Here is a 24,295-nt window from a genome sequence, read left to right on the forward strand (position 1 = left end):
TTTAAGCTATACTAAAGCTGATGTCCTCTGACAACTCGTTACAAAAAATAGCAAGCAGTTCAAATTGTTTGCATAAAAAACGTTTTAATATCCTTATATATATTTGAATTATTACAAAGAGATTGACTATGCAAAGTAATAACCCAATTTTAACGCGTGCGGAAACGTATGCAGATTATGAACAGCCAATGACTGTACAAGGCGCAATTCAAAAATCAGTTTTATTGACTGTTATTGCGGCCATACTCGGTGTTGGAATTTTTTTCTATAGCTTTACCACAATGAATGTTGGAATTGCCTATGCTGCCGCAATGGTCGGTGCAATTGGTGGTTTGATTCTTGGATTGGTTGCTACATTTAAGCCGAATACGGCACGTGTTTTAGCTATTCCTTATGCATTCTTTGAAGGTGCATTTTTGGGTGGTGTTTCAGTGATCTTCCAACTGAAGTTTCCGGGCGTACCATTACAAGCACTTTTAGCTACATTTATCACAACTTTAGTGATGTTTGGTTTATATAAATTCCAAATTATTCGTGCAACTGAAAAATTTAAATCTATTGTGATTTCAGCATCTATCGCAATTGCATTGGTTTTTGTAGTGCAGTTCATTATGCGTTTGGCTTTTGGTTCAAGTATTCCATTCTTATTTGAAAGCAGCATTTTAGGTATTGGTTTTGCTGCATTTGTTGCGGTGATCGCATCATTGAACTTGATTCTTGATTTCGATTTGATTGAATCGGCTGCTGCACAACGTGCACCGAAAGCCTATGAATGGTTATGTGGTATCGCTTTGTTGGCAACATTGGTATGGATGTACTATTCATTCTTACGTTTATTGAGCTTGTTGCAAGGTGATGATTAATCATTCCCTTTATATAGATTGATAGATTTGAAAAGGCGCACTCGATTCAGTGCGCTTTTTTTATGTTTTTAGTAAACTTTTAAAAAAAGATGCATTATGCAATTTAGTTATGGGTCAAGACTTGGCATTATGCTTACAAAATTGATCAGGTGAGAATTTCATGGCACAAGGACTATTGGCAGGTAAACGCTTTTTAATCGCGGGTATTGCAAGTAAATTATCCATTGCATTTGGTATTGCTCAGGCATTACATCGTGAAGGTGCAGAACTCGCATTTACTTATCCAAACGATAAACTAAAAAAACGTGTAGATGATTTTGCAGAACAATTCGGTTCTACTTTAGTTTTCCCTTGTGATGTTGCTGTGGATGCTGAAATTGACCATGCATTTGCTGAATTAGCAAAGCATTGGGATGGTTTGGATGGTGTTGTACATTCAATCGGCTTTGCACCTGCGCATACACTTGATGGTGATTTCACGGACGTCACAGATCGTGAAGGTTTTAAAATTGCTCATGACATCAGTGCTTATAGTTTTGTTGCTATGGCACGTGCAGCAAAACCTTTATTGTTGGCTCGCCAAGGCTGTTTATTGACTTTAACTTACCAAGGTTCAGAGTCTGTTATGCCAAACTATAATGTTATGGGTATGGCGAAAGCATCTTTGGAAGCAGGTGTGCGTTATTTAGCATCAAGCTTAGGTGCTGAGGGTATCCGTGTAAATGCAATTTCAGCAGGTCCAATCCGTACTTTAGCGGCATCTGGGATTAAATCTTTCCGTAAAATGTTAGATGCCAATGAAAAAATTGCACCGTTAAAACGTAATGTTACGATTGAAGACGTAGGTAATGCAGCCTTATTCCTATGCTCACCTTGGGCAAATGGGATCACTGGTGAAATTCTATATGTTGATGCTGGTTTTAATACGGTCGGTATGAGCCAGTCAATGATGGACAGTGAATAGCATTTAGTCTATATAACAATTTGAATTAAAAACATAAATCTCAACATTAAGCATTTAATGTTGAGATTTTTTTACAAATTTTAAAAAATTAACCGATCAATAAACTAGGATTCAATCGTTTTTTTTGATTAAATATTCATAAATATTAATATTATTTTAAGTTTGATAAAAAAATGAATTTTGCCAATATATTTTCGGCTCTGCAACACCTTGGATTGACTGCGCAAAAACGAGCCTTGCATATCCAATTTAGCAATCCTAATTTGACTGCTCAAGTCTTCTTACAACGCATCGATGGACAACATGGTCTAAACCAAGGTGTGTCTGTTGAACTGATTTGCCTTGCCACTTCGGCTGTGATTCCGCTTAAACAATTCATTGGTAGCCAAGTGGCCATTGATCAAGTCACAGATCATGGACAACTGTTTCGTAGCACAGGGGTGATTACTGAAGCGGCACAAGGGCAGAGTTATGGCGCACTAACGTTATATAAACTCAAACTCGAAGATGCCACTTCACTGTGGCATAAACGCCGTAACAGCCGAGTGTTTATGAATAAGTCGGTTGTGCAAGTCATAGAAACGCTGTTTAAAGAATGGCAAGACAAAAGCCCACTCTTTGCCTCAAGTCTAAGCCTGGATAAAAGTGGACTGAAAAAAGACTACGATATCCGACCATTTATCATGCAGAGCAACGAAAGTGACTATGCATTTTTAAGCCGCTTGATGCGCAGTGAAGGGATCAACTGGTTGATTGATGAAGCACAATTGATTGTGCCTAGTTCTGCGACTCAAATTCAGCCGCAAAAACTGCGTTTGGTGGATGATAACAGTGAATACAAAGCGCTAGAACGAAGAAAGATTCGCTTCCATCGTAGCAGTGCCACAGAACAACAAGACAGCATCACCAGCTTTATCGGACAACGTAGCTTACAACCCACCGCTGTCCACGTACAACGCTGGCAAGCAGATGTGTTAGAACAAGAAGAGGGTGCAGGCAGTGTTCAAAGCAAACACCAGCACAGTCAAAATCAGAACAATGCCAGTCTCGGTTTAGAACAAGCTTGGCATATCAGCCCAGCATGGATTCAAGACCTGAATGGTGAAGATCAAGCAACCGCTTCAAATAACAATCAGATTGAAAAGATCAACCAAAACCTCAGTCATTATTACGATGCTCAATCCAAACAATTCATTGCTAACTCCACTGTACGCGATGCGCAAGTAGGTTACTGGTTTGAATTGAATGAACACCCAGAAATAGACCAACACAGTGGCTCAGACAAAGAGTTTCTGATCACATCAAAGACATTTTATAACCAGAACAACTTACCCAAAGATCTGAATGAACAAATCAATCGCTTGCTCCAACAAAGCAATTGGGTCAATTCAAATGTAGACTCAAACAACCAAGAACGCCAAGCCAATCAATTGGTACTACAACGCCGTAATATCACCACTGTTCCTGAATACCACCCACTACAACATCGTCCTAGTACCCATCCACAACGAGCCAAAGTGGTTGGGCCAAGTGGAGAAGAAATCCATGTGGATGAATGGGGACGGATTAAAGTTCGCTTCCTATTTACCCGCAATGAAGATCATAGTCATGATGGTGGTGCAGGGAGCAATGACAACGATACTGATTCCGCTTGGGTGGATGTACTGACCCCGTGGGCAGGTGAAGGCTATGGTGCGCGGTTCTTACCGAGGATTGGTGAGATTGTGGTGATAGATTTCTTTGATGGTAATATTGACCGACCATTTGTGGTGGGGCGTATCCATGAAGCACAACGTAGCCCAACTAAATTTGATGACAAAGGCCAATTGCCTGATACCAAAAAACTGGCGGGGATCAAAAGTCGAGAAGTTAAAGGCAGTGGCTATGGCCAGCTTAGATTTGACGATACCACAGAGCAAATCAGCAGCCAGCTACAAAGTAGTCACGGTGCGAGTCAACTTAACCTTGGTAATCTGAGTCATCCTAAAGAAACCGAGACCAGTGAAGGACGAGGCGAAGGCTTTGAACTAAGAACAGACCAATGGGGAGCGTTACGAGCTGGGCAAGGCCTACTACTCAGTACCTATGCTCAAGATTCAGCCTCAGGTAACCATCTCGATGCAACCGCCGCCAAAAGTCAGTTAGAAAGTAGTCTAAATAATTCCAAAGCCTTAAGTGAAGTTGCTAAGAATCAGCAAACTGATCCTTTGGAGGTGTTGGAAAGAATAAAAGGGTTTATCAATACACTAGACCAACAAGATCCGAAAAAAGCAAATGCATTTAAGTCTGCGGTGATGATGTTGGCTTCCCCTAATTCGATTGCGCTTGCCAGTAACGAAGATATTCATCTATCAGCAGATGGGCAAATCAGTCATACCGCAGGCGACAGTATCAACCTAAGTACACAAAAGGCTTTGATTGGGCATGCCAGTGCTAAGATCAGTCTTTTTGCGGCACAGGAAGGGGCAAGGTTATTTGCTGGAAAAGGCAAAGTTGAGATCCAAGCTCAAGATGGTGGTGCAGATGTGATTGCACGCAAAGGTATTCAAATCATTTCGACCGAAGACGCGGTTTATATCATCAGTCCGAAAGAGATTAAGTTGATTGGTGATGGTTCTGAATTAAAGATTAATGGTTCAGGGGTATTTTCAACTACAGGTGGTTTGTTTCAGGTGAAGTCGGGGCAACAGAAGTTTACCAGTGGTGCGAAGATTAATTCAGACATTCCTCAGCTTCCTATTTGTGAAATGCGTGTTTCTGGTGCTGCGGCAAAAGGTGATGCTTCTGTGGAGCTTTCATAATGTTATTAGAGCCTATACATCCAAAAGAGGTGATTGAGTATGATTACGTCATTATTGACCCGAATCTAAATGCGCAATATTTTTATGAAGTGGAAGCTCAACTTAAGTCTTTAGCACCTGATTATGCGAAGAATGTACAGCATGTTTTTCCGTATTTATTGCGCTTAAATTCAGTTGATGCTTCGCTTGTTGATGAAATAAAGCAACATGATCAAAATCAGATCAAAGCGGGGCTTTCACCTTTTTTTCTAATGACGTTTAAAAGTGTTCCAACTCGAGAACCTGATATTGTTAATCACTTAAAACAAAATTTAGTCTATGAAGTAGGCACTAAGAAGTATTTGTATCGGTTTTTTGATCCGAAAATTTGGATGTTACTCAATTATTTTGAGAGTCAGGATTTTATATGGATCAATAAATATTTTAAAAATATTGAATTTAATTTCTTAAATGAAACATTGTGCTTTGACGCTGGATCTGAGGGGGATTTTATTCAACAGCCTGATCATGATTTATTGGACAAAATCAGTGTAAACAACAGAGTATTTGAAAAGTTAAAATTCAAGACTGACGACCTGCCAGCATACTTTTTAAAAGTAAATCAGATTTTTAATTATGCAGACTTAATAAAAAATAAAGGGATTTTGACAAAGGATGATGCTGTAGCATCCATTTTTCATACAGATTTAATCGGCGAAAGTTTTCTTGAAACCCATTTTTTTCAACGTTTAACAGAAAGTCCCAAAGGCTATGAACAAGCAAGCAAACAGCTTTCAACGTCTGAGTGGGATGACTTTTTTAAAAAACAAAATATTGATGATGAAAATTTAAAAAATAAGGTGATGTATGACTACTGATAATCAAGAATATCCTTGTGATTTTTGTAAGAGAGATGAAGGGCTACAACTCCTATTAACAAGATATGTTGTTGTGACAAAAAAGGGAACTTATCCTGAAGAAAATGAGGATGATACGGTTTTATCGTGCTATGAAAAGAATGATCCTGCGCTACAAAATCTAACAAGTGTTGAGAATAGCATAAAGAGTGAACTTGAGTTTCGTAAAAAAAGCAATGCTTATTATAAAGCACATGCAAATTATATAAATGGTAGTGGTAAGCCAAAACCTACCAAACCACTACGATCAATATCAGTTACAGCAAGTTTGGATGAAAAATCTTGTTTTAAAACTGTTAATAAGATAGCTCCAACAGAAGGATATGCTTATGGGCTGACTACTTTGAGAGCTGGATATTTATATGTATTTATGAAACATATAGATAAGTGGCATGAATATGAAATATCTCAGCAGGGTTTTTTAAAAAGAATTGATAATAATAATTACTTCTCTGAAACGATCAGCAACTCACAAAGTAAAGAGCCTTGTAGTAAAACAGTTCATCGTGCAAGAGCGCTCATGATTACAATCCCAAAAGCTTCTGAAGCAACTGAAATTTATATGAAATATTCAGAATTAAAATGGAGTAAGGAGAAAAAAATTGAGAATAAAAATAAATACAAAAAAAATATGAATGTATTCAATGTAAAAGCATATTTAAATGGACAGGGGAGTGATGATCGACAATTTCCCATCACAGAGCATAACTTAAACTTAATAAAAAATTACAATTTAGAGCAATATATTTTTTTAGATTCTAATAAGTCTAGCGCATATCTTCAAACTCCGTGGACTTTGAGTAATGTATCAACTAATTTTGAAAATCATTATAATCAGATCTTTGATTATTTGAATTTTAAGAGTTGCTCATCAGAAGCTATTGATAATGACGAAGATTCATCAGTAATTAATAAGTATGATAATTATGAAGTAACAGAATTAAAAGATATTTTATCTGATAATAAAAAAACGAGATTATTTACAGGTGCAATTTTTTGTTTGGATGATTATGTCGGCATAATTCAAGATATTGCTTCTAATGCACTATCTGTATTGGAAGATACTTCAGTATATACAGATCAAGAAAAAACTTTACTTGACGTTGAAGGAATTAAATTAGCATTTGGAATAAATAAAGATATTTATTTTACAGAAGCTGAAAAAGCTGAAATTAATAAAGATCCTATTTTTTTAGATCCTTCTGAGCAATTAGCGAATGAATTTGGAAAATATCTAAAAGAACAAATGCAGAAGAAAAAAACACCTGAACAGATCGCAGAAGAAGAAATTAGAGATAAAGCAAATCAACAAAAATATAAACTACAAGATTGGAATAAAAACTATCAAAGCTGTTTAAATGATAAAATTTACTCAGATGCAATTAAATCAAAAAACGAAAAAGATGATCAGAAATCTAAAAAAATTGATTCATTGGATGAGTGGGCATTAAAATTATTTATGAATAATATTATAAATGAACACTATTTTTATGTTACAGAAAGAGATAATCCAAAATCTTTGTCAGGTAATTATGAGTTGAGTTCCTCTATTCTTGAGTTTTGTAAAGCTTTACCTAAATGTTTAGACTATTTTGTAAAACAGCTTTACTTAATTTCAGGTAATAAAAGTTTGATTTCTGATGCATTATGCTGTAGTTCTTCTGATATTAAAAATAGTGTATCAAGCTATATTAACTACTCAAACTTATCTACAATTCCATGGGGAGATTTAATTTCTCGCACGAATTCAGTAATTTCATCATTAAATTCTTTTGAAATAGCATATTTACAAAGTTCAATAAGTCAGTTTGTTTTGCATTTATCTCCTGTCGCTATGCGTGGAATCGAACTTAATCCTAATCAATTGAATCCTCTTACCATAATGCTAGGTGGCTACACACAAGCACCAGTTAAAGAAGGAATTATTCAGGCGAAAAATGTTTCTCAATTCAATAATAAACTCGCTGACTTATTGATTGCATATTATAAAGATACATTTGGAGCAGATGTTAAGATCAGTAGAGATAGTATGCTTAGTAAAATAGCCAATGATCCACTTTGGAATGCTTCTCGGGAAAAATTAAGAATTAATTTGCCTTATCTTGATGTTAGCACTCAAAATTTACCTAGAGAAAAAGCACATTTTATTAATACTATATCCAGCATGTTATTGGGGAATTATTCAAGTGATGCTGTTCCAAATGAAGTAAATACCTCTAATAAGCTTAAAATCGAAACAGAAATTCCCGTAAACGTATTTACAGATAAAAAAATATCATTTGAGCATCTGGTTGCTACAGGAAACTTCGTTTTCCAGTCACTTGCCATGTATACAGTTTGGACTGATCAAAATTTAAGTGGTTCAGAAAAAGGTGGGCGTAAGGCTGCATCATTAGCAGGTATGGGAATGGCATTAGCAGAAGGTACGTCCATGATGCTTAGTCAATATTTTGAAAGAAAGATGGCTGTTGGACCATTACAAAATACAAAACTATTTGTATTTTCGAAAGATTTAGCCAATGCGACAAGCTTGAAACATTTGGGCTGGAGAACATTAGGTACATTAGTAGGTGCTATTTTTGGTGTGTTCGATATGATTAATGGGTGGAATAGTTTTAAAAGTGGAGAAAGAACTTACGGTTCATTTCTATTTTTAAGTGGATTAACAATGGTTGGTTCATCACTATTTATTATGCTTGGTTTGGCAACCCATCCAATAGGATTAATACTCTTAGCATTAAGTATTGGTTTTGCAATTTATGCACTTTATAAAAGAGAAAAAGAATTGCAAAAATGGTTGCGGAAATGTTTTTTAGGAAACCTAGAAGAAGGAATGATTCCTTTTGGAAAATATGAAATGCAATTATCTGCTCTAAATGGACTATTTAAATGAAAAACCCATGGTATTTTGTTTCTCGTACTAAAGTGGGAGAAAGAGTAAAAAAGTATCAAATTTTTAATTTAGATACTTTTGAACTGAAACGAGTGATCAATCATAATTTTTCAGTTGTTCAGATGAATTCTAACTTTATTGAATTCACAAATAAAAATTATGTATGGAAAGGAAAGAAATTAATCTTTTTATCTTTTTTTGGTATTCCTTTTGTTTTATTAGTTTTATTTGGTGGTTATCTATTTTTAAAAGATGGTATTGGTGATTTGTTAGGTTTTTTAATTTCATTAATATTTGTTTTTCTTATTTCATTATATATGCTTTTAACTATGTTAATTCCTTTCTTGAAACTTGATTTTTTAAAGCCCATTTATTTACCAATTTTAATAAATAGACAAAAAAAGACAATGATAGTCTGCTCTGATGGGGGGAGTACCGCTCAGTTTCAATTAGATGATTTGTATTTTGATATCGTTCAATCGCAAGGTGTCGTTGGGCTCCCTTTGTATGAGTTACATGCCTATATACTAGATGGTGAAGTGATAAAACATGATATACAGTTGGGTACACCGAATATTCATAAAGACTATATAGAAGGCTTTTTATTATTTATCAAAACTTATGTAGAACAGGGACCTGAACCCTTGTATTACAGAAAAGGGATAGACGACCCAGAGCAAGATTATAAAAGTAAACTAACATATTGCTATGATATTCAAGAGAAAAAAGAATCCTTTAAACAAAGTTGGCAAACTGTGTTTATTAATCATTTTCAGACACCACTCTATGCGCTTATTTTTGCTATACCTGAATTTGTAAGGTTCTTTGGACGACGAATTACAGTTGTTTTTTCAAAGCCATTTTATTGGAGTGAGGAACTTAAAAAGGAGCACGTTATAGATGGAAATGATCCATATATTGTGACAGCAAAAGACAATTTGAAATTTGGTTTTTTTAGTGTGAAAGATAAATGATAAAGCGCTTACGCGCTTTGATTTTTAAAAATTAAAAAGAAAATTATTTTTTTTTGAGAGCTTAATATTTAGCAGCATCCGTAAACATGGTTACATGATGAAAAGTAAAATTAAAAAACATGTGTTTGGTTATGATGTGTTTAAAGAAAATATACCTTTTTCAAAATTAGATAAAGGTGATGTACTTTTATCTCCCTATGATGAATTCAAACGTAATCATAACTGGTCTTTTCTAAGCATGAATGATGATTATATTGAACTTATAGATCAATCTTATGCGAGGTTAGGAAAAGGAATAAGTCTTTTAGTTTTTATATCACCTTTAATATTTTTTATAATTGGTTGCTTGGTCTACATGTTGGTTAACCCATTTTATAATGAAGGTGTTTTCTTATATATATTTATTGTATTTGTTTATTTATTCTTATTGTTTTTTACATTATATGGTTTTTTGAGTCCATACTTTAAGCATGATCATAAAAAACCTATTTGTAAACCGATTTTATTTAACCGAAAAATAGGTAAAGTATTTTTTTATTTAACTGATGCTGAGTATATAGAGCGAGATTGGAAAGATGTTGTTTATGTAATGGGTACAAGCTTTGGGCTTTCAGGATTTACCTTAAGAGAACTGAGAGCACATATTGTTGAAGATGGTCTGTTAAAACATACTTTTGTCATTGGCTTTCCAATGATTGGTTGGGATAATACCCAAGGATTATGGTCATTTATATGTCATTTTATGCATAAAGGACCAGAAGAATTGTATCCCAAGCCTAATCCGATGTATGGAACGATAGACCCTTTTACTCAATTGACATTTTGTCAGCAGGTCATTGGTGCAAAAGAAAGTTATCGAGATACATGGAAGTCCTTTCGAATCATTTATCATGATAACTGGGTTCCTGCGTTATTTTCCTATCCTTTCGATGTGTGTAATTTTATTGCAAGACGAATATTGCTTAATATAAAACCTCTACCTGTATGGCATAAAGAGGTTATCCTTAAAAATAAAATGGAACAACAACGCCCAGAGGAAATCAGTTTTAAAGACAACTTTGAATTTAGTATGTTTGAGATGAAAGATAAATGATAAAGCGCGTAAGCGCTTCTATCTTTAATTATATTAATAGGTTAACTATGTTCAATGGTACTTTACAATACCCAGTTTATAAGAATGATAGACATCTAACCCCAAAAGAAAAGGACAACATTCTTTCCAAAAGAGCCACTGATAAATCAAATATTTCTCATAGCTATAATTTTATAAAAATGAATTCTAGCTATATGGAATGTGTGAATAATAGCTTTTTCTTAAAGGGGAATTCTTATTTTAATTTGCTCGGTGTTTTACTAATAGGCGAACCAATTATATTATCGTTATGGATTTTTACTTTTTATGTAAATTTGATCAAATATGATCATGAATTTTTGAGCTTTATTGTCATTTTTTCTCCAATGCATATTTTATTTTCTTTTATTCTTTATGTTTTTTATAAAGGCTATCAGAATTTTAAAAAGTATGAAAAATTAGGCTATAACTATTACCCAATCCGATTTAACAGAATAAATCAAAAAGTTTATGTTTATGATGTAAGTGGCCAAATATTCATAGGTGATTGGAATAAAATTGACTTTATTTTAAATAGTCGACTTGGTGGATATGAAGGTACTTTTTGGGAAGTCAAAGGGTTTATCAAGGATAACAAAGATTTGATAGTTTATACCTTTGCCTTTGCACTCAGTAAGAATAAAAAACAAGAGACACTGGAGATATGGGAATTTATCAAAGAATATATGAATAATGGACCTGAGAAACTTTATTTTAATAAAACGGTAGCAGGTGTAATTCATCGCCTACCCGCTGAAAAGTTAAGTTATTGTCTAAATATCGAAGCACACCCTGAGTCTTTAGAAACTAGTATGGAAATCGTTGCTTTAGATTATCAAAGTGAAATTCGATCATTCTACTCACGAGCAATGATCAAAATTTTAGGGAATACTCGGAACAAATTTATTCGTGCTGATAAACAACCAAAATGGCCTCAGAATGTGAAAAATGAATGTAGGGTTGATGTTACAGACCCCTATGTTGTTGATGCTTCGACAACATACCAACTTGATACATTTGCAAAAATAATCAAATAAAAAAGCCCCTCAGGGCTTTCTCATCTCAACACATTCTTAAGGTAATTGCTTAATCGGGCTACCACCCAAAGCTTGCATCAAAGTGACATAAGCATTGTATTGGCTTTGCTTGGCTTGGACTAAAGACAAACGAGCACTACGCGTAGTTTCTTGAGCATCCAAAACATTTTTTAAAGCAATTGCACCATTACGATAACGTACATTGGTTAAACGTTCTGTTTTTTCCGCAAGTTCCAAGTTCTTTTGTTGAAAGGCGACTTGTTTATCTAGCTCAGTACGATTCGACAATGCATTTTCAGTATCCGCAAAAGCTTGGTACAAGGTATTGCGATATTGAACAATGGCTTTTTCATAGTCCAGTTCACTGATCTTTAAATTCTTTTGCATATCATTATATTGTAAAAACGGCAGGCTTAAGCTTGCGCCTAAAGTCAGTGCAGGATTTTTCAATAAATTTGTCAATGATGTGCTGGTTGAACCTAAATTCCCCGTCAAACTGATTGAAGGATAATAGCTGGCTTTGGTGGCATCTTTGGTCGCCAAGGATTCACGTAAACGCAATTCGGCTGCTTTTAAATCAGGACGGCGCGACAAAATATCTGCCGGCAAACCTGCTGAGATATTGGGTAGACTGATCTGCGGTAATTGCTGTGGTTCTTGAATATTTAACTGTTGCACAGGTATTTGTAATAACACGGCCAAAGCGGTACGTGTTTCAACACGTTGCTGTTCAATTTGACTTAAACTGGCTTTTTGGCTTTGTACCGATTGCTCAGCTTGGGTCAAATCTAGTCCTGAAACTGCGCCAGCGCGATATTGAGTACGCACCAATTCAAAGGTTTTTTGAGTGGCGGCTAAGCTCTGTTGGGCAGAGCTATAGCGTTCATTTAAATAACCCAATTGCCAATATAAATTTGCGGTTGTGGCAATTAAGGTCTGCCCAGTGGCTTGTAAGTCTTGTTCCGTGGCTAAAGATTCCCACTTTGATGCTTCAGTTTGACGTGCTAATTTTCCAAACAAATCCACTTCATAACTGACACCCGCACTGAGAGATAGACCTTTGGCAGCATCATCACCTGAATGAAGGTCAAAGCTATGTCCCGTAGATACCCCTGAATTAACACGAGGACCTTGTTGGTCTCGCGCTAAGCCAGCTCTTAAACGGGCTGTTTGTAAGTTAATCCCTGCAACAGCTAAATCAGCATTGCGTTGAATCACTTGATTGACCAGTTGATTTAACTGAGCATCACCAAATAAGGTCCACCACTGATCTGCATATAAATCTGCCTGAACTTGTTTAGATTTTGCATTGTCATAAACAAAACCATTTGGAATTTGCACAGCAGGGACCTCGTATGGGGTTTTAACCACAGCCGCACAACCGACTAATGAACTCCCAAGAATCAAGGCGCTTGCAAGTTTGCTTAAATTCATTTGCATTAATAATTTCCTTATTCTTCGGTTATTCACGCGAAAGTGCATCAACAGGATTGAGCTGTGCTGCATTACGAGCTGGGATAAATCCAAATACCACACCAATCAAGGTTGAACATACAAATGCCGCAATGATAGAGGTGCTTGAATACGCCATTTGGAAACTGCCTTTCGCAATATGTCCAATTAACTGTCCAATGCCTAAAGAGAGCAGAACCCCTAAGATACCGCCCAAAATACACACCAAAACAGCTTCGATCAGGAACTGTTGCAGAATGTCACTTTGCCGAGCACCTACAGCCATACGCACACCGATTTCTTGGGTTCGCTCGGTCACCGACACCAACATGATGTTCATTACCCCAATACCACCGACAACCAATGAAATCACCGCAATAGCTGAAACCAGTAAAGTCATAGTTTGTGTGGTCTGTTCAATGGTTTGACGAATACTGTCAGAGTTTTGAGTAAAGACATCTTGTGCGCCATGACGTTGTTCCAACAAACTTAAAATAGCATTTTCAGCAACCGCAGTTGGATATTCATCTTTAATACGCACGATGATGCTACGAACATTGGATTGTCCTAACATTCGGCTCATGACGGTTGAATAAGGTAGATAAACATTGAGACTGTCTGAGTTGCCCATAAAGCCTTGCTGTGCATCAATCACACCAATGATTCGGCTTGGAACACTCCCCAATAACAGCACTTGCCCTACAGGGTTAGTGCCATCTGCAAAGAAAGTCTTTTCAGTATTGGCATCAATCACCACATCCTGCGCTCGCCCAGTGATACTGTTTTTATCAAAAGCTTGCCCAGATTTAAAGGTCATACCACGTACATAGAAGAAATCAGCACTGACACCATTGACGGTTGCAGAAGCTTCGGTGTCTTTAAAACGCGCTGTTACGCTACTATTGACTGTTGGACTGACTGCTTCGACATAAGGTTGCTCTGAGAGTGCTTCAGCATCTGCTGGAACCAAGGTTTTAAACTGTGCTGTTTTCGAGTTATCACCAAAGCCACGTCCCTGAAAGACGGTAATGGTATTGGTGCCTAAACTGCTGATGTTATCAAGAATCTGCTTTTGTGAGCCATTGCCCAAAGCCACCACCGAGACCACAGATGCAATCCCGATAATAATACCCAGCATGGTTAAAAAGGTACGCATACGGTGGGCATTCATTGCCAGCAATGCCATACGAAAGGCTTCTGCAAAACGATCTAATGCAGAGCGCCATTTGGATGATTTTTTACGATTTGACTTAGGTTCTTGGTCGACAACAACATCAATCTCATCATCATGTTCGGGAACATTTGGCTTATCCGCGATGATGTTACCATCACTGATTTCAATGATACGTGTCGCATTTTTTGCCACATTCATATCATGGGTAACCAGAATAATGGTATGACCTTTGGCATTGAGCTCACGCAAAATACGCATAACCTCAACACCACTGTGCTTATCTAGTGCACCAGTTGGTTCATCGGCAAGGATGACATCACCACCATTCATCAAAGCACGTGCAATTGAAACACGCTGTTGTTGTCCACCCGAAAGCTGATTTGGACGGTTTTCAGTTTTTTCACCGAGTCCTAAGTCAGTCAAGATTTCATGTGAACGCTTTTGACGCACACTCGGGTCCATACCAGCATAAATCGCTGGAACTTCAACATTTCCTGCGGCATTTAAATCACCCAGTAAGTGATAGCGCTGGAAAATAAAGCCAAAATATTCACGACGTAATTGCGCGAGTTCATCGGGTTCAAGTTGACCTGTTTCACGTCCATTGACTTGATAACTACCTGATGTAGGTTGATCAAGACAGCCCAAGATATTCATCAATGTCGATTTACCCGAACCAGATTGCCCAACAATAGCAACCAGTTCACCGGGGTAAATTTTAAGGTTAATACTCTTTAAAATCTGAATAGTGGATTCACCCGCAGGGAACTCACGAATCAGATTACTGACCTCAAGTAGAGGTTTGATCTGATGATTGTTCTGATCCATGCTTAGAGTCTCATTGGGCCACTGTTTTTATTGCTTCGTTTTGCAGAGTCATTGGATGTATCTGAACCATCTGCTAGTACAACTTGATCACCTTCATTGAGGCCACGCAGTACTTGGGCGGTTACACGGTTATTTAAACCAATTAAAACTTGTTTACGTTGAGCGCTACCATCCGCCTGTAAAACGCGAACAATCGAAACCGAAGCTTTACCTTGATCAATCAAAGTCTTTTCATCTGCTGTGAGTTCAAGACGTTCTGGGCGATCAGCAGCATTTTGTCCATTTTTATTTGCTTGACCTTGAGGTGCAGATGCTGAACGAGTTGAATTTGCAGCAGATGCGCCATTTGCGGATTTATTGGCACGTTGTGGGCGGTTTGAAGACTGTAATGCCGCAGCAGGAACAGTCAGTGCATTTTTGGCTTCAGCCAGAATGATATACACCTGTGCGGTCATATCAATTCGGAGTTTACCGTCATCGTTTGGTACATCGAATAGGGCATTATAATAAATCGCTGTACTTGTTGATGATGAAGATGAGTTGCTTGATGTTTCAGTATTAATTGATTCTGGTGCAGGCTCTACTTGACGCAGTGTTGCATAGCGTTTTTTCTCACTATCACCCAGTGTAGTGAAATAAACTTTTTGACCTTCTTGAACTTTCATGACATCTGCTTCAGACACTTGTGCCTTGATGGTCATGGTGTCCAATTTTGCAAGTTTCACAATAGTCGGTGCACTTTGGTTGGCGTTTACCGTTTGACCTTCTTCGGTCACAATGGCTACCACGGTGCCGTCCATAGGTGCAACAATACGGGTATAACCTAAGTTTTCTTGTGATGTTGCAAGTGTAAGTTTGGATTGCTCAATTTGTGCATCCATCGAAGCAATATCAGCTTGTGCTGTTTTAAATGCGGCTAAGGCACTGTCATAATCTGCTTTAGAGGTTGCATCTTGTGCAAACATATTTTTTTGGCGGTTATATTCTGCCTCAGCTTTGGCTAAAGTCGCCTGTTTGGTTGTCAACTGAGCCTGTTGATTTTTAATATTGGCTTCAGCCGTTTTTAAATCGTTGCTTTGACGCACTGAATCAATTTGTGCAATCAGTTGACCTTGTTTAACTTGGTCACCCAGCTTGACGTACATTTTTTTAACTTGACCTGAAACCTGCGCACCAACGCTCACCATCTTGGTTGCTTCTAAATCACCTGTTGCAAGAACTGCATCTTCAATATCACCACGTGTGACTTCTGAGGTTATATACTGCGGTTGTGTATTTTTAGGCTTTAATACATACCATGCGATTGCGGCAATGATGGCAAGACAAACCGCTATAAGAATGGCTTTGGCTGGTTTTATTTTTGGCATAGCGATAATTGGGCTGAGAGAAAAATTGATCAAATTATAATGATTAAATAAGGATAAAGCGTGAATTTTTTAAAATAAATGGAAATGAGAATTATTCTGCATAATATCTATCTAAGCATTGATAAATAAAGTTTTTCCACATAATTCAGCAATACATTGTTGAATGATATGTTCTGGGCTTTCTTTGCTGAGTCCTTTGATTGCAGCATCTACACGCAATAACAGTTGTGGCCAAGTTAAAAATGAATGTGGATTTAAGCGTCTAAGTGCTTGTTGATACAAAGAAATCTTGGTTTTCCAAATACCGAGCTGTAAGGCATTTTGTGGTTGTTCATACAACTGCATCAAAAGACGCATTTCTTTACTAATTGTCCATAAAATTAAACTGTTGGGTTCGCCTGACTCCACAAGATATTGGAAAATTTTAATCGAAAGTGCCAAGTTTCCAGCAATCAATGCATCACTTAAATCAAAGGTGCTATAACGTGATTGATCCTGTAAACATTCTTGTAAATGTTCAATTGAAATCCGTTTTTGATCTGGGAAGGTGTCGGCAACACGCATCAGGCTGTTTTTGGCAGCCAAAAGATTATGTTCATGATGTTGCTCAAGCCAGATCCAGGCATCTTGATTTAACTGGACACCGAGCTGATCTGCTTCGATTGACAATATTCGCTGACGGTCTTGCGGGTAATTTGCAGTTAAAGCAATCACCACACCATTGGCTTCAACGGTTTGAAAGAAACTTGACTTTAGACTGCTTGAGTCTTGTTTGGGCATAATGATCACAAGCAGGTTGTGTTCATTATGTTGAATATAGTGTTTGAGTTGTTTGAGTCCATTGGCATCGGGTTTGATATTACCATGGACTTCAAGTGCCAGATTTTGAGAAAATAAAGATAAGCTATTCAAAGCATTAAAGACATTTTTCCAGTCGGAAACGCTATTGAGATCATAGCGTTGTCTTTCTACTTCATGTTTTGCCCAGCTTTTTCTTAAAGCATCGAGTAGGTTTTGTTCTAAAAGTGGTTCTTGACCATGTAAAATCCAAACACCTCGCGCTTCATCAACACGTTTAAGGGCTTGTAAATAGTCAAGTTTCATGGAATTATTGCGCTACAGGTTGGGTCGAAAGAGTACGTGCTTTAGGTAAGCGATTGGCTGCAATTTGACGTGACATTTGTTGTGCAATGTCATCAATCAAAATTTGGCTCAGATATTTATATTGTTGATCATCTGTGTTGACCGTTGCAACATCATATTGATAACTACGAGATGCATTTAAGGTTCGAGGTTCAGTAATCGGATTCCCTTGTTTATCTTCAATCTGGAAAGTAACACTTAGACGGAGTAGTGTTTCCACCAATTTACCATTTAACTCATGACGAACAGGCTTGTAGTCTAATACTCGTAATACATAAGCGTCACTTGAATTACTCAGTTGGACACCTGTTGCAGTTAAATAAACACTGAGTTTCTTTTCAAGATCTTCAGTATTCGCTGGTAACACCAGTTGTAATTTAGTGTAAACCAAAGGCGTTGCTTGGGCATTAGTGCCCTTTAAATGAAAGCCACAACCTACTAAGCCCGCACTCAGACCCAAAGTTAATACAACTGCAGCAACACGTTGAACTAAATGCATGCTTTGTCCTCATGAAATTCCATTGGATATGGAATATTTAATCTTTATAAATTCACGCCATTTTAGAATCAAAGCCCGTTGAATGACAACGGGCTTTGTTTGGGTTTTGTTTATTCTACTAAAGTCCCTTCTCCCTTAGGGAGAAGGTTAGGATGAGGGGAATGACCTCTCCCTAACCCTCTCCTAGAAGGAGAGGGGATTTAAGCAGGAAATTAAACCACCAAATTCACAAGCTTATTTGGAACCACAATTTCTTTCTTGGTTGGACCTGTTAAGAATTGCTGAACCTCAGGTAACGCTTTAGCCAATGCCAATAATTCATCTTTCGATGCATCAACAGAGACTTCTAACTTGCCACGAAGCTTACCATTGACTTGAACTACGATGGTTTGTGTATTACGTGTTAATGCAGACTCATCAACCGTAGGGAACAGTACCGAAGTTAAATCGATATCAAACTCAGTCAATAAGGTCTGACTTAAGTGTGGTGCAAATGGTGCAAGTAAAGTCAGTAAAGTGGTAATTGCTTCACGTGCTACAGCAACATCGTTGTCATCTTTTGCTTCAAACTTATTGCTGGCATTGAGCAATTCCATCAAAGCTGCAATCGCGGTATTGAATGCATGACGACGTTCGATGTCATCACCCACTTTTTGAATCGTTTCATGGGTCTTACGACGCAGGTCTTGTGCTTCAGTGGAAAGTTTCGAAGCATCAATTGCTGTTGCATGGTTGCCTTTTTCAAGGAAACCTGCAACTAAACGCCATACACGTTTTAAGAAACGATTTGCACCTTCAACGCCCGCATCAGACCATTCTAAAGATTGATCTGGTGGTGCAGCAAACATCATAAATACACGTGCAGTATCCGCGCCGTACTGGTCAATAATCGCTTGTGGGTCGATACCGTTATTTTTCGATTTCGACATTTTCTCTTGACCACCAACCACAACGTCTTGACCGTCACCTGAATATTTAGCAGAAAGTACACGACCTTTCTCGTCTTTTTCTAACTCAATATCCGCAGGATTAAACCAAGTTTTTTTGCCACTTTCCGCTTCACGATAGAAGGTATCCGCTAAAACCATACCTTGAGTCAATAAGTTGGTAAATGGTTCATTGCCTTGTACCACACCCTCATCACGCATAAGTTTATGGAAGAAACGTGCATAAAGTAAATGTAGGATGGCATGCTCTACACCACCAATATATTGGTTTACAGGCAACCAAGATTTTGCAGCTTCAGGTTTAACTAAACCACCCGTGAAATCAGGAGAAGCATAACGTGCATAATACCAAGACGACTCTACAAAGGTATCCAAAGTATCGGTTTCACGACGTGCATCACCACCACAGCTTGGGCATTTTGTTTGATAGAATTCAGGCATTTTATTTAAAGGATTACCTGAACCATCTGGAACCACATCTGTTGGAAGAACAACCGGCAGTTGATCTTCTGGAACTGTGACTTGACCACACTTGTCACAGTTGATCATCGGAATTGGACAACCCCAGTAACGTTGACGAGAAACCCCCCAGTCACGTAAACGGAATTGAACTTTAGCGCTGGCAAGACCTTGTGGTTCTAATTTGCTTAGGAATGCATCAAAAGCAGCTTGGAAGTCTAAACCGTCAAATTCAGCCGAATTGACCAATTTACCTTCTTTAGAACCGTACCATTCTTGCCATTCAGACGCAGAATATTCGGCATCATCTGAGCCTTTGGCATCAATGACTTGTTTGATTGGTAAGTTGAATTTATTGGCAAACTCAAAATCACGTTCATCATGTGCTGGAACTGCCATCACCGCGCCTGAACCATATGACATCAATACATAGTTTGCGATCCAAACAGGGATATCTTGACCCGTAACAGGGTGTTTAACAGATAAACCTGTTGCCATGCCTTTTTTCTCAGCAGTCGCAAGATCCGCTTCTGCAACAGAACCCATACGACATTCTTCAATAAAGGCAGCAAGTTCTGGCTTGCCTGCTTCAGATTGAATCGCAGCAGCTTTGAGCGCTAGAGGATGTTCAGCTGCAACCGCAACATAAGTTACCCCCATCAAGGTATCGGCACGTGTGGTATAAACCGTTAAACCATCTGCATAAACTTCGGGATTTGCTGACGGGAAGGTAATGTCCATACCCGTTGAACGACCAATCCAATTGCGTTGCATGGTTAAAACTTGTTGTGGCCAACCGTCTTTTAAGGTATCTAAATCGTCTAATAATTCTTGTGCATAATCGGTAATACGGAAGTAATACATTGGAATATCACGTTTTTCTACCAATGCACCTGAACGCCAACCACGTCCATTTTCAACTTGTTCATTTGCAAGAACAGTTTGGTCTACAGGATCCCAGTTTACTGTAGACAACTTGCGATAGATCAAGCCTTTTTTATAGAGCTGTACAAATAACCATTGTTCCCAGTGGTAATACTCTGGTGTACAGGTGGCAAATTCGCGATCCCAGTCGACAGATAGACCAAGTTTCTTCAATTGATCGCGCATATATGCAATATTTTCAAAGGTCCACTTTGCTGGTGCAACTTGATGAGCAATCGCTGCATTTTCAGCAGGTAAGCCGAAAGCATCCCAACCCATTGGTTGTAGCACAGTTTCACCTTTGAGACGGTGAAAACGGCTGATCACATCACCAATAGTATAATTACGCACATGACCCATATGCAGTTTGCCGCTTGGGTAAGGGAACATCGAGAGGATATAACGATGTGGACCTTCTACAGTGTCGGCAACTTTAAACGATTTGCGATCTTCCCAGTCTTTTTGGACTTGAGGCTCAATCGCATTTGCTTGATATTCAGGGTCAATATGAGTAGTCATAAATGTATTTGAGAATAATGGTTAAAAAACTGTGCACACAGCATAGCGCAAAATCCATCTAAAAGTGAATTTTGCGCGCTTTTAAATCTGAAAAACTTGTGATTTTACTTTTAATTTAATTATTGAGGCGTCGCAAGGCTAGGAGGAGTATTTTGCTCATTTTGTGGTGCGACATTCGGCTGTTGTGTATTCGGTGGGTTAACCACTGGTGCAGGTGTTACAGGTTGCGCACTTTGTGGTTGTCCATTTTGTGACTGATTTTGTGAGGCATTTGGCTGAGCAGTTGGTGCTGGGTTGGTGGGTCTCGAATCTCCATGATAGCCATAAGTATTCACCTTGCTTTGGCTACGTGCATTCTTCGGCGGCGGTGTGGTGGTGTAATGGGTAGAGCCTTTGCTGTCTACCCATTTATAATACTGTTTTGCATGACTGGCGCTGACCCCAACCATAGAGAATAAGGCAAAAATTGTCGATACAAAAACCGTGTGTGCAAAGCGTTGACGTTGTTTCATTTTATAGAACCTTTGAGTCATTTTTTATTCAGATGAAAACGAAAAATCATTCTGCTATCTAATATACATCGGATTGTTTTCGCTTGATCTGGGTATTTTAAAAATCGTATTTATTTTATACAGAAAAATAAAATTTTAAATAATTCTTTTGCAATTTTATTGGCTTATAAGTCTTTGAAAGTTTTATTTATAAGACAACCAAAAAAAAGGAATAGTTTTAAAAATAAACGCTTGGTAAATAAACAATAAAAAGCCTGATAGAAACCTTGACTTTGTTCGCTAAAACTACAAAAATGCTTGCTTTAGTTTCAGATGTTTTTTTCGATCACCCTTCGAGTAAAAATATCAAAGCAAGCAATAACATTTTCTCTAAGCCGAGAAAATGACTCTACCGAAGCATGTTTATCCCAACATATTTCAGTGATTCATACAGCTCAAACAGCTGCGTGACGATTTATTTTTTTATTGCTGCAAAAACTAGTAAATATGTGTGCTATAACAGAGCGCACAATCAATGAATGAAACACAGTCTGTGTCTCCCATAGCGCTGTGGAATAAAGATTAGGGTGAATACGTTGGAACTTTTATCTGGTGGTGAAATGCTCGTTCGTGCATTGGCGGACGAAGGCGTTGAACATGTTTTTGGATATCCAGGCGGCGCAGTATTACATATTTATGATGCGCTATTTAAACAAGATAAAATCAATCATTACCTCGTACGTCATGAGCAAGCTGCTGGTCATATGGCAGATGCTTACTCACGTGTGACGGGTAAAACAGGTGTAGTGCTGGTCACTTCTGGACCTGGCGCAACCAATACTGTAACACCAATCGCTACAGCCTATATGGACTCAATCCCAATGGTGATTTTGTCTGGACAGGTTGCCAGCCATCTTATTGGTGAAGATGCATTCCAAGAAACAGATATGGTCGGTATTTCTCGCCCGATCGTAAAACATAGTTTCCAAGTGCGTCATGCAAGTGAAATTCCTGCCGTTATTAAAAAAGCATTTTATATTGCTGCTTCAGGTCGTCCGGGTCCTGTTGTGGTCGATATTCCGAAGGATGTCACTAATCCTGTCGACAAATTTGCTTATGAATATCCTGAAAAAGTGAAGATGCGCTCTTATCAGCCACCTCACCGCGGTCATTCAGGTCAAATTCGTAAAGCCATTGATGAGCTTATTAATGCCAAACGCCCTGTCATTTATACAGGTGGTGGTGTTGTTCAGGGCAATGCTTCTGCATTACTGACTGAATTGGCGCATTTATTGAATTACCCAGTGACCAATACGCTAATGGGTTTGGGTGCATTCCCAGGCGATGATGAGCAATTCTTGGGTATGTTGGGTATGCATGGTACATACGAAGCCAATATGAGTATGCATAATGCGGATGTTATCTTGGCGATCGGTGCGCGTTTTGATGACCGTGTAACCAATAATCCAGCGAAGTTCTGTACCAATGCGAAAGTGATTCATATTGATATCGACCCAGCGACGATTTCAAAAACCATTATGGCGCATATCCCAATCGTGGGTGCGGTAGAGCCAGTACTTCAAGAGATGTTGGTTCAATTGAAACAAATGAATGTTTCTAAACCAAACCCTGAAGAAATCTCGGCATGGTGGTCACAAATCAACGAATGGCGCAAAGTACATGGTTTGCGTTATGCGCCAGGTGAAAATGGTGTGATGAAACCACAACAAGTGGTTGAAGTCTTAGACAAAGTAACCAATGGTGAAGCGATCATTACTTCTGACGTTGGTCAGCATCAAATGTTTGGTGCGATGTATTACAAATACAAACGTCCACGTCAATGGATCAACTCAGGTGGCTTAGGCACAATGGGTGTGGGTTTACCTTATGCCATGGCTGCGAAACTTGCATTCCCAGACCAACAAGTGGTGTGTATCACAGGTGAAGCATCGATTCAGATGTGTATCCAAGAGCTTTCTACATGTAAGCAATATGGCTTAAATGTGAAAATCCTCTGCTTGAATAACCGTGCTTTGGGGATGGTAAAACAATGGCAAGATATGAACTATGAAGGACGTCATTCAAGTTCTTATGTTGAGTCATTACCCGATTTTCCAAAATTGATGGAAGCTTACGGCCATGTAGGTATCCAGATTGACCATGCGGATGAGCTTGAATCTAAGCTTAAAGAAGCAATGGCGATTAACGATAAATGTGTATTCATTAACGTGATGGTTGATCGTACCGAGCATGTATATCCGATGCTTATTGCAGGTCAATCTATGCAAGATATGTGGTTGTCTAAAGGGGAGCGTACTGAATGAGACATATTATTTCTGTACTCGTTGAAAACGAAGCTGGTGCGCTTTCTCGTTTAGTGGGGTTGTTCTCTCAACGTGGTTATAACATTGAAACTTTAAATGTCGCACCAACTGAAGATCCAACCATGTCACGTTTGACATTAACCACCTATGGCGATGACCATAAAATTGAGCAAATCACCAAACAGCTGAATAAATTGGTTGAAGTGGTTAAAGTGGTTGATTTGTCAGAAGGCGCGCACATTGAGCGTGAGCTGATGCTGATTAAAGTCAAAGCATTGGGTTCTGCACGTGCTGAAATTAAGCGCACAGCGGATATCTTTCGTGCTCAAGTGGTTGATGTTACTCCAACGACTTATACCATTCAGATTGCGGGTACAACTGAAAAAATTGATGGCTTTATTGATGCCCTTGCAGAAAACACAATTTTAGAAGTTGTTCGTTCTGGTGTATCCGGTATTGCTCGTGGTGAAAAGGTTCTTTCACTCTAGTTGCACCTCAACCAGTAATTAATTATTTGATTTTTTATTCCCTCATGTATAACCTCTCCTCGCAATAGGAGAGGGACTTAGACTAGAAGATTCAAAACAATAATCTTCAGGATAGGAAGAGGAAACACAGCATTTTAGCGG

At 38.2% G+C, this 24,295-nt stretch carries 17 protein-coding genes; 10 read left to right on the forward strand and 7 right to left on the reverse strand.

All coding sequences use genetic code 11. From position 1 onward, the window contains the following. The first annotated feature begins 128 nt into the window (after positions 1-128). The 8 genes from CQZ96_RS16165 to CQZ96_RS16200 all read left to right on the forward strand — a co-directional run bounded on the left by CQZ96_RS16165 (position 129) and on the right by CQZ96_RS16200 (position 11,539). Positions 129-863 carry a Bax inhibitor-1/YccA family membrane protein gene (locus CQZ96_RS16165; RefSeq protein ID WP_004816949.1) on the forward strand — a complete coding sequence of 245 codons (735 nt, stop codon included), beginning with the start codon at positions 129-131 and terminating at the stop codon, positions 861-863. Positions 864-1,023: 160 nt separating this feature from the next. Next, positions 1,024-1,827 (forward strand): enoyl-ACP reductase FabI, encoded by an 804-nt coding sequence (locus tag CQZ96_RS16170; RefSeq protein ID WP_004725837.1) that lies wholly within the window; start codon positions 1,024-1,026, stop codon positions 1,825-1,827. Between the two features lie 173 nt (positions 1,828-2,000). Further along, entirely contained in the window at positions 2,001-4,628 is a 2,628-nt protein-coding gene (locus tag CQZ96_RS16175; protein ID WP_105714405.1) for a type VI secretion system Vgr family protein, read from the forward strand. Further along, positions 4,628-5,485, forward strand: a complete 858-nt coding sequence (locus CQZ96_RS16180) for a hypothetical protein (RefSeq protein WP_056512257.1) — start codon at positions 4,628-4,630, stop codon at positions 5,483-5,485. The genes CQZ96_RS16175 and CQZ96_RS16180 overlap by 1 nt, the downstream gene beginning before the upstream one ends. Next, positions 5,475-8,417: a toxin VasX gene (locus CQZ96_RS16185; RefSeq protein ID WP_105714404.1), complete on the forward strand. Its 2,943-nt coding sequence runs from the start codon at positions 5,475-5,477 to the stop codon at positions 8,415-8,417. Before CQZ96_RS16180 ends, CQZ96_RS16185 begins: the two co-directional genes overlap by 11 nt. Beyond that, the gene (locus tag CQZ96_RS16190; protein WP_105714403.1) at positions 8,414-9,391 is read left to right on the forward strand and encodes a hypothetical protein; all 978 of its coding nucleotides are present in this window, start codon (positions 8,414-8,416) and stop codon (positions 9,389-9,391) included. The genes CQZ96_RS16185 and CQZ96_RS16190 overlap by 4 nt, the downstream gene beginning before the upstream one ends. 97 nt (positions 9,392-9,488) lie before the next feature. Beyond that, complete coding sequence (locus CQZ96_RS16195) at positions 9,489-10,484, forward strand: DUF6708 domain-containing protein (RefSeq protein WP_105714402.1); 996 nt, start codon at positions 9,489-9,491, stop codon at positions 10,482-10,484. A 47-nt stretch (positions 10,485-10,531) separates the two neighbouring features. Further along, entirely contained in the window at positions 10,532-11,539 is a 1,008-nt protein-coding gene (locus tag CQZ96_RS16200) for a DUF6708 domain-containing protein (RefSeq protein WP_105714419.1), read from the forward strand. A gap of 36 nt (positions 11,540-11,575) precedes the next feature. On the opposite strand, the gene CQZ96_RS16205 is transcribed toward CQZ96_RS16200, so the two are convergent. From CQZ96_RS16205 to CQZ96_RS16235, 7 genes are all read right to left on the reverse strand, one after another. Then, positions 11,576-12,979 (reverse strand): efflux transporter outer membrane subunit, encoded by a 1,404-nt coding sequence (locus tag CQZ96_RS16205; RefSeq protein WP_105714401.1) that lies wholly within the window; start codon positions 12,977-12,979, stop codon positions 11,576-11,578. 22 nt (positions 12,980-13,001) lie between these two features. Next, positions 13,002-14,993, reverse strand: a complete 1,992-nt coding sequence (locus CQZ96_RS16210; protein ID WP_105714400.1) for a MacB family efflux pump subunit — start codon at positions 14,991-14,993, stop codon at positions 13,002-13,004. A 2-nt stretch (positions 14,994-14,995) separates the two neighbouring features. Continuing rightward, complete coding sequence (locus CQZ96_RS16215) at positions 14,996-16,360, reverse strand: MacA family efflux pump subunit (protein ID WP_105714399.1); 1,365 nt, start codon at positions 16,358-16,360, stop codon at positions 14,996-14,998. Between the two features lie 111 nt (positions 16,361-16,471). Then, a complete protein-coding gene (gene holA / locus CQZ96_RS16220) occupies positions 16,472-17,464 on the reverse strand; it encodes a DNA polymerase III subunit delta (RefSeq protein ID WP_105714398.1) in 993 nt (330 codons plus the stop codon). Between the two features lie 4 nt (positions 17,465-17,468). Further along, positions 17,469-18,002 carry a hypothetical protein gene (locus tag CQZ96_RS16225; protein ID WP_004725857.1) on the reverse strand — a complete coding sequence of 178 codons (534 nt, stop codon included), beginning with the start codon at positions 18,000-18,002 and terminating at the stop codon, positions 17,469-17,471. Between the two features lie 212 nt (positions 18,003-18,214). After that, complete coding sequence (gene leuS, locus CQZ96_RS16230; RefSeq protein ID WP_105714397.1) at positions 18,215-20,851, reverse strand: leucine--tRNA ligase; 2,637 nt, start codon at positions 20,849-20,851, stop codon at positions 18,215-18,217. A 119-nt stretch (positions 20,852-20,970) separates the two neighbouring features. Beyond that, complete coding sequence (locus CQZ96_RS16235) at positions 20,971-21,363, reverse strand: DUF4124 domain-containing protein (RefSeq protein ID WP_105714396.1); 393 nt, start codon at positions 21,361-21,363, stop codon at positions 20,971-20,973. Between the two features lie 575 nt (positions 21,364-21,938). Here CQZ96_RS16235 and CQZ96_RS16240 point away from each other — a divergent pair. Next, entirely contained in the window at positions 21,939-23,666 is a 1,728-nt protein-coding gene (locus CQZ96_RS16240; RefSeq protein WP_016539389.1) for an acetolactate synthase 3 large subunit, read from the forward strand. Further along, positions 23,663-24,154, forward strand: a complete 492-nt coding sequence (gene ilvN, locus CQZ96_RS16245) for an acetolactate synthase small subunit (protein ID WP_004725868.1) — start codon at positions 23,663-23,665, stop codon at positions 24,152-24,154. The genes CQZ96_RS16240 and ilvN overlap by 4 nt, the downstream gene beginning before the upstream one ends. The last annotated feature ends 141 nt before the right edge of the window (positions 24,155-24,295 follow it).

Source organism: Acinetobacter sp. MYb10 (assembly GCF_002980175.2).
GTDB classification, from domain to species: domain Bacteria; phylum Pseudomonadota; class Gammaproteobacteria; order Pseudomonadales; family Moraxellaceae; genus Acinetobacter; species Acinetobacter guillouiae.

Coding starts and splice junctions, on each gene's coding strand:
- ilvN (WP_004725868.1), top strand. CDS start 23,663: ATGAGACATATTATTTCTGTACTCGTTGAAAACGAAGCTGGTGCGCTT.
- CQZ96_RS16210 (WP_105714400.1), bottom strand. CDS start 14,993: ATGGATCAGAACAATCATCAGATCAAACCTCTACTTGAGGTCAGTAAT.
- CQZ96_RS16180 (WP_056512257.1), top strand. CDS start 4,628: ATGTTATTAGAGCCTATACATCCAAAAGAGGTGATTGAGTATGATTAC.
- CQZ96_RS16195 (WP_105714402.1), top strand. CDS start 9,489: ATGAAAAGTAAAATTAAAAAACATGTGTTTGGTTATGATGTGTTTAAA.
- leuS (WP_105714397.1), bottom strand. CDS start 20,851: ATGACTACTCATATTGACCCTGAATATCAAGCAAATGCGATTGAGCCT.
- CQZ96_RS16225 (WP_004725857.1), bottom strand. CDS start 18,002: ATGCATTTAGTTCAACGTGTTGCTGCAGTTGTATTAACTTTGGGTCTG.
- CQZ96_RS16170 (WP_004725837.1), top strand. CDS start 1,024: ATGGCACAAGGACTATTGGCAGGTAAACGCTTTTTAATCGCGGGTATT.
- CQZ96_RS16175 (WP_105714405.1), top strand. CDS start 2,001: ATGAATTTTGCCAATATATTTTCGGCTCTGCAACACCTTGGATTGACT.
- holA (WP_105714398.1), bottom strand. CDS start 17,464: ATGAAACTTGACTATTTACAAGCCCTTAAACGTGTTGATGAAGCGCGA.
- CQZ96_RS16185 (WP_105714404.1), top strand. CDS start 5,475: ATGACTACTGATAATCAAGAATATCCTTGTGATTTTTGTAAGAGAGAT.
- CQZ96_RS16215 (WP_105714399.1), bottom strand. CDS start 16,360: ATGCCAAAAATAAAACCAGCCAAAGCCATTCTTATAGCGGTTTGTCTT.
- CQZ96_RS16200 (WP_105714419.1), top strand. CDS start 10,532: ATGTTCAATGGTACTTTACAATACCCAGTTTATAAGAATGATAGACAT.
- CQZ96_RS16205 (WP_105714401.1), bottom strand. CDS start 12,979: ATGCAAATGAATTTAAGCAAACTTGCAAGCGCCTTGATTCTTGGGAGT.
- CQZ96_RS16190 (WP_105714403.1), top strand. CDS start 8,414: ATGAAAAACCCATGGTATTTTGTTTCTCGTACTAAAGTGGGAGAAAGA.
- CQZ96_RS16165 (WP_004816949.1), top strand. CDS start 129: ATGCAAAGTAATAACCCAATTTTAACGCGTGCGGAAACGTATGCAGAT.
- CQZ96_RS16235 (WP_105714396.1), bottom strand. CDS start 21,363: ATGAAACAACGTCAACGCTTTGCACACACGGTTTTTGTATCGACAATT.